The following is a 17,760-nucleotide window of genomic DNA, read 5'->3' as shown; positions in this document are numbered from 1 at the left end:
CCCCCCACCCGCCGCGGCACCCGAGCAGGACAAAGGCCCGGGCCTGATCGAGCGGATGGTGACCAGCAAGCTGCGCGCCCAGCGCCCCTCCTTCCGCACCGACGAACCCAACTCCACCTTTCGGCTGCCGCTGCAAACCGCGTCGCGCACCACCGGGGTGGCGGCGCACCGGCTGGGGCTGACCGTCGATGGCCGCGAGACGCTGTCGGGAATCTCGTTCACCGCGCGTCCCGGCGCGATGACCGCGGTCATCGGGCCGTCGACCGCACGCAATTCCGCGCTGCTCGCGGTGCTGGCCGGCACGAGAGCACTCAGCGCCGGGCGCGTCATCGTGGACGGACATGACGTCCACGCCGAGCCCGAGCTCATGCGCAGCCGCATCGGGGTGGTCCCGCGCGAGGACCGCCTGCACCGGCAGCTCACCGTCGCGCAGGTGGTGGAGTACGCCGCCGAACTGCGGCTGCCACCGGACACCGTTGCCGAGCAACGCGACCGCGTGGTCGGCCAGGTGCTCGACGAACTCGAGCTGACGCCGCACCGGGACACCAGGATCCGCAAGCTCTCGCCCGAGGTGCGCCGGTGCGCCGCCCTGGCGGTCGAGCTCGTCAGCCGGCCGAGCCTGCTCGTGGTCGACGAACCCACCGCCGGACTCGACGCGGCCCAGCAGCGCCACGTCATGGCGATGCTGCGGCACCAGGCCAACATCGGCTGCGCCGTCGTCGTCGCGATTTCGGCGCAGACCTCGCTCACCGACGTGAACGCGTGCGACCAGGTGTTGGTCCTCACCGCCGCGGGCAACGTCGCGTACTTCGGGACGCCGTTGCAGGTCGAGTCCGCGATGGGCACCAACGACTGGTCGAGGGTGCTCGCCCAGGTCCGCGCCGATCCCGACGGGGCCCACCGCGCCTTCCTCGCGCGTCCGCAGACGGCGGCGCCGACCACCCCGCCCGAAGTCGCGGCACCCGGTCCGCCGCCACCCCGGCTGTCCAGGAACCGGCAGATCCGGTTGGTGGCCCGGCGCGAACTTCGCCTGCTGCTCGGCGATCGCATCTACTTCGCGTTCCTGGCGATCCTGCCGTTCGCGCTGGCGGGGCTCGCGCTGCTGATCCCGGGTGATTCCGGCCTGACGCGCCCCGACCCGGGTAGCACCAACGCGCACGAAGCCATCGAGATCCTGGCCGCCTTCAACCTCGCCGCGGTGATCATCGGCACGGCGCTGACCATCCGCGCGCTCGTGTGCGAGCATCGCGTCTTCCGCCGCGAGCAGGAGGTCGGCCTGACCGCGCCGGCCTACCTGACCGCCAAGCTCACCGTCTACGCCGTGGCCGCGGCCATCTGGACGGCCGTCGTGTTCGCGATCGTCATCGCGGTCAAGGGCGAGCCTGGACGCAGCGCCGTCTTGCTGCACAACGCCACGGTCGAGCTCTACGTGAGCGTGGCCGTCACCGCGATCGTCTCCGCGGTCACCGGGCTTGCGCTGTCGTCGCTGGGCAAGTCGCTGCGGGAGGTCCTGCCGCTGGTGGTTCCGGTGATCCTGGCGTCCGCGCTGTTCAACGGGAGCCTGGTGCAGCTGGTGAGCGTGCTGGGCCTGCAGCAGATCAGCTGGTTCGTCCCGGCCCAGTGGGGTTTCGCGGCCGCGGCGTCCACCGTGAACCTGCGCAGGGTCGACTCGCTGGCCGCCGACGCCGTGACGTGGACCCACTACAGCGGGTGGTGGGTGTTCGACATGGGAATGCTCGTGTTGTTCGGCCTCATCGCGGCCGGGTTCACGCTCTACCGGCTGCGCTCGCCCCTCGGCCAAAGCCGCGGCCCATCCCCGAATCCCGGGCCGCACACCCGCCACCCCGAGCGCTGAGTTTCCGGCGACGACGGCTGACGGAGGCCGCGACGTTTCGTTCGGCGACATGAACCGTCATCGATGTTCGCCGCGACGCGAACCGCCCATTACTGTCGGATTATGGCGCCTGAAACGACTACCACTGCCGAGTATCTGCGCAACGCCTTGGACGGGCGCTGGCGCGATGTCAGAAACCGGATGCGGGACACGCTCACCGAGGATCTCTTCCGCCCGCACTACACCCCGAACACGGTGATCGCCCGCACCAAGGTGGCGGAGCAGATGCGGATCATGGCGGCGTTCGGCGCGGCCGCAGACAGTTTCAAGAAGGAACACGGTGGCACCGGCGACGTCGGTGCGGCGATCACGATGATCGAGATGCTGGCGATGTCGGACCTGTCACTCATGGTGAAGGCCGGCGTGCAGTGGGGGCTGTTCGGCGGGGCCGTGGAAAACCTGGGCACGGAGCGCCATCACGAGATCTATGTGCCCAAGATCATCAGCCTGGAGTTGCGCGGCTGTTTCGCGATGACCGAGACCGGACACGGCAGCGACGTGCAGTCGCTGGAGACCACCGCGACCTACGACCCGGAGACCCAGGAGTTCGTCATCGACTCCCCCACCCCGTCGGCGCGCAAGGACTACATCGGCGGGGCCGCCGAAACCGCTACCATGGCAGCGGTTTTCGCGCAACTGATCACCACCGAGGACGGCAAGCCGGTCAATCATGGTGTGCACTGCGTCCTGGTCCCGATCCGCGACGAGGACGGCAACGACCTGCCCGGCGTCACCACGTCGGACTGCGAGTACAAGGGCGGGCTGCCCGGCGTCGACAACGGCCGCATCGTGTTCGATCACGTCCGTGTCCCGCGGGTCAACCTGCTGAACAAGTACGGCGACGTCGCGGCCGACGGCACCTACAGTTCGCCGATCGAGAACCCGAACCGCCGGTTCTTCACCATGCTGGGCACCCTGGTCCGCGGCCGCATCACCGTGGGCGGCAGCGCCGGCGCCGCCGGCCGGGTGGCCCTGGACATCGCCACCCGATATGCGTTGCAGCGCAGGCAGTTCAGCGCGCCCGATGACGGTTCCGAGGTGCTGATCATGGATTACCTGGTGCACCAGCGGCGACTGTTTCCGTTGATCGCGAAGTCATACGCGCTGCAGTTCGCCCAGAACGAGCTGGTCAGCAAGTGTCACGACGTCCAGAGCGCGGACGCACCCGACGCCGACGAGCAGCGCGAACTGGAAGCGCGCGCCGCCGGGCTGAAGGCCGCCAACACCTGGCACGCCAGCCGCGCCATCCAAGAGTCCCGCGAGGCGTGCGGCGGCGCCGGCTACATGGCCGAGAACCGGCTGATCGGGCTGCGGGGTGACACCGATGTCTTCACCACGTTCGAGGGCGACAACCACGTGCTGACCCAGCTGGTGGCCAAGGAATTGCTGACGGCCTATGCCGACGACATCAAGAGCATGAGCCCGGTCGAATGGGTTCGCTTCGCCGCCAACACCGTTGGCGAACGCGTCGTCAAACGCACTGCGGCGGAAACGATCATCCAAACGATCGTCGATGCCCGGCAAGACAGTGAAGAAGAGGGCAGCCTGTTCAACCGCGGCACCCAGATCAAGATGTTCGAAGACCGCGAGGAATATCTGCTGGCATCCGTGGCGCGCCGGCTGCAGGCCAAATCCAAAGAGATGTCCGAATTCGACGCGTTCAACTCGGTGCAGGATCATGTGCTGCACGCGGCCAGCGCCCACATCGACCGCGTGGTGCTGGAAGCGTTCGTCGCCGGGATCGACGCATGCCCCGACGAGCAGGCCCGCGAACTGCTCGGCATCCTGTGCGATCTGTACGCGCTGTCGGTGATCGAGGACGACAAGGCCTGGTACATCGAACACCGCTACCTGTCCACCGAGCGCGCCAAGGCGGTCACCCGCGGCATCAACGACCGGTGCCGGGCGCTGCGCCCGCACGCCGAGACGGTCGTCGACGGGTTCGGCGTCCCGGAGCGGTTGCGCTACGCCGAGATGCTGCACCCGGAGAACTTGTCCGAGGCCCTCACAAGCTGACGGGCTGTTCGGCGATCGCCTCCCGCCCGGCCGGGCGTTGCGGCCGCACGTACCTCGTCCAGGTCAAGAGCGCCGCGGCGACGTAGCAGAGCATGAACGCCCAGAAGGCCGGCGTCTCGGTGCCGGTGGTGGTGTAAGACTCCCGCAGCGCCAGGTTGATCACCATGCCGCCCAGCGCGCCGAACGAGCCGGCGAACCCGATCAACGCCGCCGACCTGACGCGCTCCCAGTGCCTGCGCTCGGTGTTGCCCAGGTCCAGCGCGCGGCTGCGCTCGGCGAAGACCGAGGGGATGAGCTTGAACACCGAGCCCTTGCCGACGCCGCAGAAAATGAACAGGGCGATGAATCCGGCGATGTAGCCGGCGGTGGTGTAGAGCGACACCGGTGCGCCCGGGGCGCGGGTCAGGTCGTCGTGGGTGCTCACCGCGACCAGGAACCCGCCGGCGCCGATCATCGCGGCCAGCACGGTGAGCGTGACGCGGCCGCCGTCGAAGCGGTCGCCCAGCCTGCCGCCGATCACCCGCGCCACCGATCCGAGCAGCGGCCCGATGAAGGCGATCTCCGCGGCGTGCAGGGCCGCCTGCGCATGGGTCTGCCCGCCCGCGATCAGGTTGTGCGCGATGACCTGGCCGAACGCGAACGCGAAGCCGATGAACGACCCCGAGGCGCACATGTAGAGAAACGAGATCGCCCAGGTGTCGGGCACCGCAAGCACGGAGCGCACGTGCGCGACCTCGATGAAGTGGTCCAGGTTGTCCATGAACAGCGCGGCGCCGACGCCGACGACGGCCAGGAGCACCAGGTAGACGGCGCACACCCAATACGGCGCCTGGTTGCCCGCAGTGGCCAGCACGACGAGCCCGACGGCCTGGATGCTCGCCGCGCCCAGGTTGCCGATCCCGCCGGTGAGGCCCAGCGCGAAGCCCTTGCGACGCTGCGGGAAGAACGATTCGACATTGGCCAGCGAAGCCGCGTAGTTGCCGCCGCCCAGGCCGGTCAGCGCCGCGCACACCAGATACGGCCACAACGGCAGGCCGGGATGCGCCAACAGCACGATGGCGGCCACGGTGGGGGTCAGGAGCACCAGCGACGACACCACCGCCCAGTTGCGGCCGCCCAGCCGGGCCGTGGCCATGGCGTAGGGGATGCGCACCAGCGCCCCCACCAGCGCCGCGGTGGCGCCCACCAACAGCTTGTCGCCGGTGGAGAAACCGTAAACGGACTGCGGCATGAACAGCACCATGGCCGACCACAGGTACCAGATCGAAAAGGCGACATGCATGGTCGCGATGGACCAGACCAGATTGCGCCGGGCGATGACCTTGTTACCGGCTTCCCACGCCGCGTCGTCTTCGGGGTCCCAGTGCGAGATCCGTCGTGACCACCCCATCAAACCTGCCTCCCAGCCTCGACGCTCGTGCACGTCACACGCGGATGCCGGGTCGCCCGGCGGCCAGCCGATGTCGGTGGCTCCGCGGCGCTCGCCGGGCACCGGCCGTCCAGGATGCCAGGACTTCCCAAGCAATCCCGCATCGCGCGATGAGAATTTCCTGAGTCAACGCCGCGCGGGTTGGCCGATGTTGCGGCCGGGCCGAAATGCGTTCGCCCCGGGCGGTTTTGATTCGTGGATCGCGCCCGGCCCCGGCCATGCGGCCCCGCCGGCGTGATGAGACTGTTACACAACGCCATTGGTGTGCGGCGAAATCGTTGGCGCAAAACGTTATTGATTCGGAACCTTGCCGAGGGTCTGCAGCTTGCCGTCCGGGCCGATCCGGAACTTCACCGTTCCGATCCCGGTGGGACAGCACAGCTGATCATTTCCCTTCTGCCACTGGTATTGAACGGTGACGGTGTCATCCGAAGGTGGTAGCACGGTTATATACGGCTTCGGGTTCGAGGTGGGGCTACCCAGCGGCGTGTTGTGATCGAAGAACAGCAGTTGTTGCGGACTTGATTCGCTGGCGATCGTCGGGATGATCTGCACCCAGTGCAACCGGCAATTTCGCGTGTGCCCCCGGCCCATCTCGACCCAGATGGTGCCGGGAACGGCGATGGGAACCGCGGTGATGGCCCGGCGCACCGTGTCGGCCGTGGGCCCATCGGAGTCCTTGCAGGTGTCGGGCCGGGCCTGCGGTGGCGCGGTCGGCTTCCAGCCGCAGCCGGAGGCCAGCAAAACCAGAAAGATCACAATGAGCTGACGCACCCGGTGAGCTTAGCGAAGGCTGTGAATGTCCCATCGGTTTGGTCAAAAACCCCATTCCGAGAAGCGTTTCGAGGGCCGCGCTGAGTAACCTCAAGCGGGACGGGTGGTCAACGGTGACCTGCGCTAACGCGATCCTGAGCCCTGAATTCCCCCGGCGATTTCACACCGGTGCGTTGGCCGTTGAGAGGAAGAAGTAAACCGGGGGAAATTTCGAGCAGCGATGCCGAAACATGCCTGTTCCACAATGAACTCACCCGATACGGAGCTAACCCGTACGCACTCGACGGAGGGACGTAAGCGTGGCAAGGGAGTCCATGGCGCGTGAGAACGCCGTGAACACCATGTGCGCTTACTGCGGCGTCGGTTGCGGCATGGTGTTGCAGATCACAACGGACCCGAAAACCGGACGCGATCACGTCGCCAAGTCGGTTGGGAACAAGGAACATCCGGCTAACTTCGGCCGGTTGTGCACCAAGGGCGCCACCACCGCGGACATGCTCGGCGCGCCGGGACGGATGGACTCGGCGCATGCGCGAGCCGACCGCGGCGAACCACTCGAGCCCATCGACATGGACCAGGCGATCACCCAATGCGCGAAGCGGTTACGCGCGATCGTCGATGAGCACGGCGCGGACGCCTTCGCGATGTACGTGTCCGGCCAGATGTCCATCGAGGCGCAGTACCTGGCGAACAAACTGACCAAGGGCTTCATCGGCACCAACCAGATCGAGTCGAACTCGCGACTGTGCATGGCCAGCGCGGGTTCTGGTTACAAGCTCTCACTGGGCGCGGACGGACCTCCCGGGTCTTACCAGGACTTCGAGCATGCCGACGTCTTTTTCGTCATCGGCGCGAACATGGCCGACTGCCATCCCATCCTGTTCCTGCGCATGATGGACCGGGTCAAGGCCGGCGCAAAGCTGATCGTCGTCGACCCGCGCCGCACCGCGACCGCGGACAAGGCCGACCTGTTCCTGCAGATCGCGCCGGGATCGGATCTGGCACTGCTCAACGGATTGCTGCACCTGATCGTCGAGAACGGCCACACCGACGCCGATTTCATCGCCGAATTCACCGAAGGCTGGGAGGTGATGCCCAGTTTCCTGGAGCAGTACACCCCCGACATGGTCAGCGCGGTGACCGGCATCCCCGAAGCGGACATCCGCGCGGCAGCTCAAATGATCGGCGAGGCGGAGAGTTTCATGAGCTGCTGGACGATGGGTCTCAACCAGAGCACCCACGGCACCTGGAACACCAACGCCATCTGCAACCTGCACCTGGCCACCGGCGCGATCTGCAAGCCGGGCAGCGGCCCCTTCTCCCTCACCGGACAACCCAACGCGATGGGCGGTCGCGAGATGGGTTACATGGGGCCGGGATTGCCGGGCCAGCGCTCGGTGGCGTCCGACGACGACCGCGAATTCGTGGAAAACCTTTGGGGCATCCCCCACGGCACACTGCGCACGGAGGTGGGCAGCGGCACCATCGACATGTTCTCCCGGATGGCCGACGGGCAGATCAAGGCCTGCTGGATCATCTGCACCAATCCCGTTGCCTCCGTTGCCAACCGAAAGACGGTGCTGGCCGGGCTGGAGCGCGCCGAATTGGTGATAGCCCAAGACGCGTTCTTCGAGACCGAGACCAACGAATACGCTGACGTGTTGTTGCCCGCGACCCTCTGGGCGGAGTCCGAAGGGGTCATGGTTAATTCCGAGCGCAACATGACCTTGTTCCAGCCCGCGGTCCAGGCGCCGAGCCACGCGCTGCCCGACTGGCAGATCATCGCCCGGATCGCTTGCGAGATGGGCTTTTCGGAGGCATTCAGCTACGGCTCCGCCGAGGAAGTCTTCGAAGAGATCAAGCGGTTCTGGAACCCGAAGACCGGTTATGACCTGCGCGGCGTCAGCTACGAGCGGCTGCGTCGGGGCCCGCTGCAGTGGCCGTGCCCACCGGCGGGTGACGGTGACCGCAACCCGATCCGCTATCTCAACGACGGTGTCAGCCAGACGCGGCTGGTGCGCGAGGACGGCAGCGTGCCGCGACTGGCCTTCCCCACGGCGACGGGACGGGCGGTGTTCTTCGCCCGCCCGCACCTGATGCCCGAGGAGATGCCCGACGACGACTACCCGTTCCTGCTGAACACCGGTCGCCTGCCGCACCAATGGCACACGATGACCAAGACCGGCAAGGTCGCCAAGCTCAACAAGCTCAATCCCGGGCCGTTCGTCGAGATCCACCCCGACGACGCCGCGCGCCTGCAGATCGCCGACGACGATCAGGTCGAAATCTCTTCCCGCCGAGGACGTGCCGTGCTGCCCGCCGTCGTCAGCGACCGGGTGCGGCCCGGTAACTGCTTCGCGCCGTTCCACTGGAATGACGCGTTCGGCGAATACCTGTCGATCAACGCCGTCACCAACGATGCGGTCGACCCGATCTCCAACCAGCCCGAATTCAAGGCGTGCGCCGTCACGCTGACGAAGGTCGCCGTCTCGCAACCCGTTCCGGACACCGAGAAGCCGGCGCCCATCGACACACCAGAACCCGCGCCCACGGAGGTACGAGAAATCAGCGTGTCACAAATCGACGCCCTCGGTGAATTGCTGGGTGTGACAACACAACCCAAGCCGGAATTCAACGAGCTCGGTCGCACCTACCTGGCGGGCATGTTGTCCGGGCTTCGCTCGGACGCGGGTCGCAGCGCCAGCGGGGTGCCCACCCTGCCGCTGAGCGCGCCGTTCGATTCCCGCACCCGGCTCTGGGTGGACGGCCTTCTGGCGGGACTGTTTTCGCGTACCGACGGGGCCCGACCGGTGGCGCTGCCCGAAGGAACCCAACCCACACCGCTGGAGGCGGCCGCACAACCGCCCGCCGTCCCGGCCGATGCGAAACCCGCCGCCGAGCGCGCTCCCATCGTGGTGCTGTGGGCATCGCAGACCGGGAACGCGGAAGAACTCGCCGCCGAGGTCGCGGCGCAATTGGGCGCCGCCCAGCTTCCGGTTGCGCTGCAGAGCATGGACGACTTCACCGTGGCCGAGCTGGCGACGACGAAAGAACTGTTGTTCGTCACCAGCACAACCGGTGACGGCGAAGCGCCTGACAACGGCGCCGGCCTCTGGCGGGCGCTGACCGGCGAAAGTGCGCCGCGATTCACCGACACCCGCTATGCCGTGCTCGCCCTGGGCGACTCCAACTACGACGACTTCTGCGGTCACGGCCGCAAACTGGACGCGCGGCTGGCCGAGCTGGGGGCGACCCGCATCGCCGATCGGGTGGACTGCGAACCCGATTACGACGACACCGCGGCGAAGTGGGTGGCCAACGTCATCGACGCGCTGACCAAGACGCCGACGTCGGTCGGCGGCGACGGAGCCGCGGTGGCACCGGCCCGCACTGCGCCGGTTGCGACGCCGTCCCACTCCAATGGCCACGCGCCGAGCGCCTACAGCAAGAAGCACCCGCTGATCACCGGCATGGTCCGCAACACCGTGTTGAGTCAGCCGGAATCGACAAAAGACGTGCGGCACTTGGTGTTCGACCTGCCAGAAGAATCCGTGACCTACGAGGCCGGCGACGCGCTGGGGGTGTGGCCGCGCAACAGCGACGAGTTGGTCGACGAGTGGCTGTCGGTGACCGGGCTGAACGGCCAGACCCCCGTCGAGGTCGGCGAGCACGGGCTGATGTCGTTGCGCTCCGCGCTCACCGAGCGCATCGAGATCGCCCACATCAGCCGGGACCTGGTGCGATTCGTCCAGGAGCGCACCGGTGACCCGACGCTCGCGGAACTGCTGAAGCCGGAAAACAAGCGCGCACTGGCGGATTGGACATGGGGGCGCCAGTCCATCGACCTGCTGTCGAAGCTGCCGGTGTCCGCGTCGGCCCACGAGTGGCTGCGGGTCCTCAAGCGGCTTCAGCCGCGGCTGTACTCGATCTCGTCGAGTCCCAAAGCGTGTCCGGGGGAAGTTCACCTGACGGTCTCCCCGGTGCGGTTCAACTTCCAGGGCGTGCCGCGCCGTGGGGTGTGTTCGACCTACCTGGCCGACCGCTCCCCCGGCGATCGGGTCGCCGTCTATCTGCAGCAGTCGAGCAATTTCCGGCCGCCGAGCGAATCGGACACGCCGATGATCATGATCGGCCCCGGCACCGGCATCGCGCCCTTCCGCGGTTTCCTGCAGGAACGGCGCGCGCTCGGCCACACCGGACCGAACTGGCTGTTCTTCGGCGAGCAGCACGCAGCCACCGACTTCTACTACCGCGATGAGCTCGAACAAATGCGTGACGACGGGTTCCTCACCGAGCTGGACCTGGCGTTCTCCCGCGACCAGCAGCAGAAGGTCTACGTGCAGCACCTGATGCGCAACCGCGGGGCGCAGCTGTGGAGCTGGCTGCAGGACGGCGCCCAGCTGTACGTGTGCGGCACCGCGGATCCCATGGCCAAGGACGTCGACCGGGCGCTCTGCGAGATCGCCGCCGAGTTCGGCCAGCTCGACCCGGACGCGGCGAGGGACTACGTCCAGTCGCTCAGTGCCGACAAGCGCTACCACCGCGACGTCTACTAGGGCCGATCGGCCGCCGCCGCCCCAGCCGTAACACAGCAGAAACATCGCGCAACCGCCGCCGAAACTTCGGCGTCGCACGATGCACTCACAAGGTCGCGCACCTGAAGGAGTGACGTCATCGTGGCTCGGGAGTGTGATGGACCCGATCGGGTCATCAAGAACGGCTGCCCGCTGCAATGCCGGCTGCGATACGGCGGGACGGCCGACGAACTGGTCAGTGACCAGGTCGATTGGGCGGGGCTGCCCGTCAACCTGGATTTCGCGTTCTCGCGGGATCAACGCGACAAGGTCTTCTGGCAGCATCTGCTGCGCAGGCGCGGCACGCAGTTCGGGCCGTGGCGACACGGCGCTCACGTGTGCGTCTGCGAGGCCGCCGACGAGCGTGACGGCGCGGAAACGCTGCAGATCCGCTCAGATTCACATTGATCCGAACGTCGGCGTCGCCGGCCGGCCGGGGTAGTCGAAAAGCACAACGCTCACCCCGGGAGGACCCATGACCGCGACAGTCACCGATGCGATCACCTCGGCCGAGCTTCGTGAGCTGCTCGCCTCACCCACCGCCCCACGCGTTGTCGACGTGCGCACCCCGGCCGAGTTCGAGACCGCACACATCGCGGACTCTCACAACGTGCCACTCGACATGCTGGAAAACCACACCCGCGACATCGCCCGGCGCCTCGGCGGCGGGCGCGACGTCGTGCTGGTGTGCCGCTCCGGGCAACGCTCGGCCAAAGCCCACGCGCTGTTGCGCGATGCGGGAGTGACCGGCGGACGCGTCCTCGAGAACGGAATCATCGACTGGGAGGCACAGGGTTTCGCCGTCGACCGCGGCGCGCAGCGGTGGGAGCTCGAACGTCAGGTGCGCCTCGTCGCCGGATCCGTGGTGCTGTCCTCGGTGCTGGGCAGCGCCGCATTCCCTCGGCTCAAGTGGGTGGCGGCCGCGATCGGGGGCGGGTTGACTTTCGCCGCCCTGACCAACACGTGCGCGATGGCCACGGCCCTGTCCAAGCTGCCCTACAACCGTGGCGCCACACCGGATCCCGAAGCGGTCCTGTCCGCGCTCGGCAGCGAAGGCTAAGGGCTGGCGTCTTCGGTCGGTAATTCGGCACCCGTCCAGGCGCCGTAGCCGCCCAGCACGTCCGACACGTCGCCGTAGCCGGACGCCCGCAGGACGCTGGCGGCCACCATCGAGCGGGTACCACTCGCGCAGTAGACGACGACGGGCGCGTTCCGATCGATCTCCGACAACGAATCCGTCAGCGCCGGTAGGGGAATCACGCTCGCACCGGGAATGGTCCCGTCCTCCACTTCACCTGGCCCGCGCACGTCCACCACCTGCAACCGGGGCTCCGCGTCACGCAATCCGGCGAGTTGATGGACGCTCAAGCGGGATGCGGCCGACACGAGTTCGCCCCGCCGGGTGACAACTCGGGCCAGGCCGCGCAACTGGCCTACTACCCGGTCGAAACCCACTCGGGCAAGCCGGATCTTGGACTCACGGGCGTGCACGGGATCACCGACCAGCACGATGTCGCGATCCGGGGACAGCACGTTGCCTGCCCACTCGGCGAAGCGGCCCTGCAGGCTGACGTTGACAGCACCGCGCAGATGGCCGGAGGCATAATCACTCGGCTCCCGCGTGTCCAGGAGAACGGCGCCCCGTTCCGCAAGTTGCAACACGTCGTCGATGTCCAGCAGGGGCGGCGGGTCGTCATCGAGCAGCGGATGCGCCTCGGTGTTGCGTTTGGAGTCGAACTGGAAATAGGGCGGCTGCACCGATTGCCCGTCGGTGACCGCGGCGATGAATGCCTGCACGTCGGGCTTGTTCAGCGCATAGTTGCTCTTCTTCTGGTCGCCGATGGTCGAACTGGTCTCGCTCGAAAGCTGCTTGCCGCAAGATGATCCGGCGCCGTGCGCAGGGAACACCCGCGTGGCGTCGGGCAATGCGAGCAGTTTGTCGTGCAGGGACCGGTAGAGCGACGCGGCGAGCTCCTCGGCGGTGATGCCCGCGGACGAGCAGAGATCCGGCCGCCCGACGTCGCCGACGAACAGCGTGTCGCCGGTGAGGACACCGTAGGGCACCTCGTCGCCGCGATGCTCGTAGACCACGATGCATATCGACTCCGGGGTGTGGCCCGGCGTCGCCAGCACCTCGAACGTCACCTCGCCCAGGGAGATTCGCTGCCCATCGTGGAGCGGCTCGATCGAGAATTCGACGTCGGCGCCCTCCCCGTAGGAGATCACCGCCCCGGTGGCCTCCGCCAACTCCAGGTGGCCGCTGAGGAAGTCGGCATGGATATGCGTCTCGATGACGCGCTCTATGCGAAGCCCATGCTCGGCCGCCTGCTCGAGATAGACGGCGACGTCGCGGCGCGGGTCGACGACGACCGCACGACCGCTGCTCTCGTCCCCGATGAAGTAGGACGCCTGCGACAGGCAACTCAGATAGTGCTGCGTGAAGATCATGGAACGCCTCCCAGAGTAAATTCCCTCTGCCGCTTACCGTTTGGGTTGGTCCGGTTGCCCGTACACCGCGACCACCACGGTGCGGTCCATGCTGTTGTCCGACCACACACCGATGGCGGTGTTCGCGCAATCGCGAATGATCGCCATGTCATCGGGGTTGTAATACCACTGGTTGACCAGTTCCAGGCTGCTGATGGCGATGGCAGGGTTGATGGCCACCGTCTCGGCGGCCCTGCCGCGGAAGCCCGCGGCATTGGCGCGGTCTTGTGGCGTCGAGCCGTCGGAGCCGATGTCGTCGTTGATGTTTCGGTTGTTGATCATGTCGTCGGCGTGCCACTCGGCGGCCAGCGTGAGCGCGTTGTTCCTGACGACGTCGTTCGTGCAGCCCGCCTGGTGTTGCAGGGTGTAGACGGCGGACACCACCGCGCTGTTGAGCCGCTTGTTGTCGGCCTGCGCGGCCGGAGCCGCCACGGCGGCCGTGCCCACGAGGACAACGCCGGCGGCCGACCAGCGGCGTACCGAGAGTTCCATGACGGCTCCCCGAATCACACGGGGTCGAAGCGCGACACCAGCCACCGGCCGTCGACCTTGTCCAGCGTCACCCGCACGACCGGCTGGGTGTCGGTGGGAGCGCCCGTGCCGATGGTCACCGTCTGGTCGACATACACCAACGCCACGGCGTGATTCGCGGTCGCCGAAACTGACGCCGCGGCATTGGCTTTGGCCACCGACGAGATGTGCTTTTCCTTCGCGCCGGGCACGACGACCTGGCGGGTCAGCTCGGCGTAGGCGTCCTTGAACTCGCCGGTGAGCCGTTCGCGCGCCGCGGCGAGGTCCTTGTCCACCGTGTCGGCGTGATAGGTCAACAAGGTGACGGCGTCGTCACGGGCCGCCTGCACCGATTCGGCCCGGGCCCGTGCGAGATCGTCCGCCTCCCCCGCCGACCACTTGAGGTACCCGGCGCCGAGGGCCAACGCCAATGCCAGGGCGGGCAAGATCCCGTAGGCGAACACCCGTGACCACACGATGGGGCGGCTGGCCCGCTCGGGCTTCGGCTGCACCTCGGATTCGTCCGCCTCGGATTCCTGTTGCGCGCCTTTGGAATCCAGTTCGTCATCGGTGGTATCGACGTTCACGTCTTCCTTCAGTGTCGTCATGGCACGAACACCACGTTGGAGACCTTGGCGTCATCGCCGACGGATCTGACCTCGATTCGCATGCGCCATTCCCGCGGCGCCTCCTCGCCCCCAGCGGTGCGCGATTTCACCGCGACCGCCACCAGAACCTGCGCCGAGTCGCCGCGTTGGGATTCCAGTCCGGCATCGGTAACCGTCCCTTCCGATTTCGACTGCGCCGCCTTGACGACCTCCATGAACGGCTTGGAGCGCTGCTCGAAGTCGTCCCGGAACGCACCGGTGGCCAGATCGAGGATCCGCTGCACGTCGGCGTCGACCTGGGTGTAGTTGATCGTGGTGAGGTTCACCGCGCCCTGACGGGCCGTCGCGACGTACAGGCTCTGCCGGGCCTGAGCGTCGTGCTTTTGGTAGGCGCGGTACCCGAGCCAGCCGCTCAGGCCGGCCAGCGTCGCCACGATGAGGCCGCCGGCCACGAACGCCGACCCGGTGCGCGAAAGCCGCCGCGGCCGGGCGAACTCGCGCCACCGCGCGAGCCTGCCCGCGGGTGGGCTCTCACCGCCGTCGCCGTCTTCGGCATGGATCTTTTCCGCCTCTTCGGCCTCGGCCGGGTCGATATCCGCGGTCACGTCGAGTGCCGTTGGCTCCTCGACGTTTTCCTCCGTCGTGGGGGCATCGGGTTTGTCCGCCATGGTGCTCCTTCAACTCTCAGGGTTGCGGGACAAGGAGTGATTGCCAGGTCTTGGCGCGGGGGTGCGCCAGGTCCGACTCGGTATAGCGGCGCCCGTCCGGGCCGATGTATTCGCCGCTGGCCGGGTCATACGTCGCGACCGCTACCGGCGCCGGTGGCGGCGCCGTGCCCCGCGGCGGTGGCAGCCGCGGATCCTGGCCAGGTGGGTACTGCGGGACACCTTGACCGCTGGTGGTGGCATTGGGATCGCCCTTCCAGTTGTAACCCTCGTTGAGCGGCACGTAGTCTTCGTCGCTTTCGCACAGTTCGACGGTGGGCGCCCGCTTCCACGGCTTGCTCTCACACGGAATGTTGCGCACGCCACGGACATTGAACTCGGAGTCCTGCGGCACCCGGCAATACAGGTCGGCCGCGGGCCGGTCCGGAGCGTCGACGCTGGCCGGCGAGCGGCGCTGCGCCGGCGGCAGGTATCCCGTCGTGCAGGGCGGCGGCAGGTTGAGGTTGAGGTTGAAGTCCAGCTGGGCGCCCCGGTACTCCTGCTTGGTGTTCGAGCTCGGCACGATGATCGCCGCCATGGCCGCGATGCCCTGCGGCAGCAGCACCAGGAGTTGTTCGATGTCGTGGCGGTAGACGACCGCGATGTCGCCCAGGCTCACCAGGTTGGCGAACAGCACCGGCAGCGCCGGCGACACCCGGTCCAGCATCGCGCGCCCCTCTTCGATGCCGGAAGTGCCCTGTGTCAACAGGTCTCGCACCGCGGCGTCCTGCGCCTTGAACTGCGCCATGAGGGCCGCGGTGCGGCCGGCCCACGTGGCGATCGCACCGGATGTCTGCACCTGCGAGTCGAGCACCGGCGGCGCCTGGTCGATGAGGGCGGCGAGCGGGTCGACGGTCCGGCCGCCGGCGACGGCCAGTGCGGTCGACCCGTCGACGATGCGGGACAGTTCGGGCCCGAGGCCGCCAACCGCGCGGTTGGTCTCGTCGATCACGGTGCGCAGGTTGTCCCGTGGAATCGCCTGCAGCGCACGGTTGGTCATGTCGAGCAGGCGCCCGATGTCGACGGGGACGTCGACGTGCCCGGCGGTGATGAGGTCGCCGTCACGCAGCATGCGGGAATGCTGGCCGTCCTCCTTGCCGGGCTGGGGCGTCAGCTCGATGTACTGCTCCCCGATCGCCGAGCGGCTGTGCACCGACGCCTGCACGTCCGAGGGCACCTTGACCCCCGACCTCATGGCCAGCACCGCGCGCACCCCGGTGGCGGTCACGCCGACCGACTTGACCTGGCCCACGTCGGTACCGCGATAGGTGACCACCGAGGTCTCGTAAAGCCCACCCGATTGCGGCAGGTCGACCGTGACCTTGTACTCCCCGATCCCGAACAACGTGGCGGGCAGCTTCATGAAGTTGAATGCCATTGCGCCACAAGAAACAACGGTCACCAGCGTCAGGATTGACAGCTGGATCCATGTCCGGCGATTCAACCGAAGCACTCAGTACCCCCCGAAGTGGTACGGATAGGTCAGCGGGTTACCCCCGGTGACCGGGCTCGGCTGCATCCCGATAGTGCGGCCCCACTGCAGTTCGAGTTGGGTCAGGTTGCCTTCCCATCGCGAACCGGTGAACAGGCCCTGATCGATGCGGCTCAGCGTCAGGTCGACGACCAGGGTGAGGTTGGCGTAATCGCCGCGGAACCAGTTCCGCACGGTGGATGCCGGCCACGGGTAGGTCGCCAAGCCGTCGAGTCCCTTGGTGAGCGAGGGACCCGCGTCGGCGAGCGAGTGCAGCACCGGTGCGATGTTGCGCAGGTTGTTCACCAGGGATTCCCGGCTCTGGTGGATGGTGTCGGCGGCGATCGCGCTGAATTTGCCGACCTGATCGATGGTATCGGCGATCTTCGCGCGCTCCTTGGCCAGGACGTCCAGCGCCTTGGGCACGGACGTCAGCGCTTTGTCGACGACGGGGTCGTTGGCGGCGACCTGCCCGGCCAACGCGTTGAGATTCTCGGCAGCGGCGATGATGTCGTCGGTCTGGTCGTTGGTTTTGGCGATGAATTCGTCGATCTGACTCAGCAGGCTGCGCATGTCGTCCTCGCGGCCGGCGAATGCCTTGGCGACGGCCTGGGTGATCTCCTGCAGCTGCCCGATGCCGCCGCCGTTGAGCAGGATCGACACCGAGGCGAGCGTCTGCTCGGTGGTGGGATACAGGCTGGCGCGCGACAACGGGATGACCGACCCCGCCTTGAGTTGGCCGACCGGCCGCTCGCCTTTGGGCGGCGCGAGCTCGATGTGCATCGAGCCGAGCAGACTGGTCTGTCCGAGCTTGGCGGTCGAATTGGCCGGCAGGTGCACGTCGCCGTTGATCCGCATGGTCACCAGCGCGTGCCAATCCTGCAGCTCGATCTTGGTGACGTTGCCGACGTTGACGTCGTCCACCCGGACACGGGTGTTCTCCTGGATCGTGACGACATCGGGCATCTGCGCCTGGATCGTGTACGAACCGGGGCCCCCGCCCGCGGTGCCGGGCAGGCTGAACGAATTCAGGCCGCGCCAGCCGCACGCCGACAGGGCCCCAACGCATATCAGGCCGACGACCGCGGTCACCGCACGCCTCATGACGGCCCCGTCGGAAGCATCAGGTTCTGCAGCACCTCGATCGAGTTGGACGTGGTGTTCGCGGGAGGCGGTTCGGCCGGTGGTGGTTGATCGCCGAGGGCCGGCGGCTCGGGGGGCGGCGCCGGTGGTAGTCGTCGAGCAACTGGATGAGCTGGTTGGTGGCCGCGACCGGATCCGCGGAGATGCCCA

At 67.4% G+C, this 17,760-nt stretch carries 13 protein-coding genes and 1 pseudogene; 5 read left to right on the top strand and 9 right to left on the bottom strand.

The window, feature by feature from the left end:
- A partial coding sequence (locus tag ACYQ8K_RS28210; protein ID WP_459974377.1) for an ATP-binding cassette domain-containing protein occupies positions 1 to 1,855 on the top strand: 1,855 nt, incomplete at its 5' end.
- Positions 1,856 to 1,957: 102 nt separating this feature from the next.
- Entirely contained in the window at positions 1,958 to 3,910 is a 1,953-nt protein-coding gene (locus tag ACYQ8K_RS28205) for an acyl-CoA dehydrogenase family protein (protein WP_459974375.1), read from the top strand.
- Here ACYQ8K_RS28205 and ACYQ8K_RS28200 read toward each other — a convergent pair.
- Both ACYQ8K_RS28200 and ACYQ8K_RS28195 read right to left on the bottom strand, forming a co-directional pair.
- Entirely contained in the window at positions 3,900 to 5,300 is a 1,401-nt protein-coding gene (locus ACYQ8K_RS28200) for a nitrate/nitrite transporter (protein ID WP_459974381.1), read from the bottom strand. The genes ACYQ8K_RS28205 and ACYQ8K_RS28200 overlap by 11 nt on opposite strands.
- Before the next feature lie 330 nt (positions 5,301 to 5,630).
- Positions 5,631 to 6,098 (bottom strand): LppP/LprE family lipoprotein, encoded by a 468-nt coding sequence (locus ACYQ8K_RS28195; protein ID WP_065027225.1) that lies wholly within the window; start codon positions 6,096 to 6,098, stop codon positions 5,631 to 5,633.
- 329 nt (positions 6,099 to 6,427) lie between these two features.
- Here ACYQ8K_RS28195 and ACYQ8K_RS28190 point away from each other — a divergent pair, with 329 nt between their 5' ends.
- The 3 genes from ACYQ8K_RS28190 (at position 6,428) to ACYQ8K_RS28180 (ending at position 11,747) form a co-directional block, all read left to right on the top strand.
- Complete coding sequence (locus ACYQ8K_RS28190; protein ID WP_459974373.1) at positions 6,428 to 10,669, top strand: molybdopterin-dependent oxidoreductase; 4,242 nt, start codon at positions 6,428 to 6,430, stop codon at positions 10,667 to 10,669.
- 153 nt (positions 10,670 to 10,822) lie between these two features.
- The gene (locus tag ACYQ8K_RS28185; RefSeq protein ID WP_459974379.1) at positions 10,823 to 11,095 is read left to right on the top strand and encodes a hypothetical protein; all 273 of its coding nucleotides are present in this window, start codon (positions 10,823 to 10,825) and stop codon (positions 11,093 to 11,095) included.
- A gap of 67 nt (positions 11,096 to 11,162) precedes the next feature.
- Positions 11,163 to 11,747 carry a rhodanese-like domain-containing protein gene (locus tag ACYQ8K_RS28180; RefSeq protein ID WP_459974371.1) on the top strand — a complete coding sequence of 195 codons (585 nt, stop codon included), beginning with the start codon at positions 11,163 to 11,165 and terminating at the stop codon, positions 11,745 to 11,747.
- Here ACYQ8K_RS28180 and ACYQ8K_RS28175 read toward each other — a convergent pair.
- The 7 genes and pseudogenes from ACYQ8K_RS28175 to ACYQ8K_RS28145 all read right to left on the bottom strand — a co-directional run.
- Positions 11,744 to 13,135 carry an MBL fold metallo-hydrolase gene (locus ACYQ8K_RS28175; protein ID WP_459974369.1) on the bottom strand — a complete coding sequence of 464 codons (1,392 nt, stop codon included), beginning with the start codon at positions 13,133 to 13,135 and terminating at the stop codon, positions 11,744 to 11,746. The genes ACYQ8K_RS28180 and ACYQ8K_RS28175 overlap by 4 nt on opposite strands.
- Positions 13,136 to 13,168: 33 nt before the next feature.
- The gene (locus tag ACYQ8K_RS28170) at positions 13,169 to 13,666 is read right to left on the bottom strand and encodes a CAP domain-containing protein (RefSeq protein ID WP_459974367.1); all 498 of its coding nucleotides are present in this window, start codon (positions 13,664 to 13,666) and stop codon (positions 13,169 to 13,171) included.
- A gap of 14 nt (positions 13,667 to 13,680) precedes the next feature.
- Positions 13,681 to 14,292: a hypothetical protein gene (locus tag ACYQ8K_RS28165; protein ID WP_459974365.1), complete on the bottom strand. Its 612-nt coding sequence runs from the start codon at positions 14,290 to 14,292 to the stop codon at positions 13,681 to 13,683.
- Complete coding sequence (locus ACYQ8K_RS28160) at positions 14,289 to 14,960, bottom strand: Mce protein (protein WP_459974363.1); 672 nt, start codon at positions 14,958 to 14,960, stop codon at positions 14,289 to 14,291. Before ACYQ8K_RS28160 ends, ACYQ8K_RS28165 begins: the two co-directional genes overlap by 4 nt.
- A 16-nt stretch (positions 14,961 to 14,976) precedes the next feature.
- A complete protein-coding gene (locus tag ACYQ8K_RS28155) occupies positions 14,977 to 16,449 on the bottom strand; it encodes an MCE family protein (RefSeq protein WP_459974361.1) in 1,473 nt (490 codons plus the stop codon).
- A complete protein-coding gene (locus ACYQ8K_RS28150) occupies positions 16,450 to 17,571 on the bottom strand; it encodes an MCE family protein (RefSeq protein ID WP_459974359.1) in 1,122 nt (373 codons plus the stop codon).
- A 115-nt stretch (positions 17,572 to 17,686) separates the two neighbouring features.
- Positions 17,687 to 17,760 (bottom strand): annotated as a pseudogene (locus tag ACYQ8K_RS28145) (hypothetical protein); the annotation flags it as partial.

This window comes from Mycobacterium sp. MUNTM1, assembly GCF_054660795.1.
Note: the sequence above shows the minus strand (reverse complement) of the source record. Positions and strands in the feature narration are given on the sequence as shown.

Coding starts and splice junctions, on each gene's coding strand:
- ACYQ8K_RS28205 (WP_459974375.1), top strand. CDS start 1,958: ATGGCGCCTGAAACGACTACCACTGCCGAGTATCTGCGCAACGCCTTG.
- ACYQ8K_RS28200 (WP_459974381.1), bottom strand. CDS start 5,300: ATGGGGTGGTCACGACGGATCTCGCACTGGGACCCCGAAGACGACGCG.
- ACYQ8K_RS28190 (WP_459974373.1), top strand. CDS start 6,428: ATGGCGCGTGAGAACGCCGTGAACACCATGTGCGCTTACTGCGGCGTC.
- ACYQ8K_RS28180 (WP_459974371.1), top strand. CDS start 11,163: ATGACCGCGACAGTCACCGATGCGATCACCTCGGCCGAGCTTCGTGAG.
- ACYQ8K_RS28175 (WP_459974369.1), bottom strand. CDS start 13,135: ATGATCTTCACGCAGCACTATCTGAGTTGCCTGTCGCAGGCGTCCTAC.
- ACYQ8K_RS28170 (WP_459974367.1), bottom strand. CDS start 13,666: ATGGAACTCTCGGTACGCCGCTGGTCGGCCGCCGGCGTTGTCCTCGTG.
- ACYQ8K_RS28165 (WP_459974365.1), bottom strand. CDS start 14,292: ATGACGACACTGAAGGAAGACGTGAACGTCGATACCACCGATGACGAA.
- ACYQ8K_RS28160 (WP_459974363.1), bottom strand. CDS start 14,960: ATGGCGGACAAACCCGATGCCCCCACGACGGAGGAAAACGTCGAGGAG.
- ACYQ8K_RS28150 (WP_459974359.1), bottom strand. CDS start 17,571: ATGAGGCGTGCGGTGACCGCGGTCGTCGGCCTGATATGCGTTGGGGCC.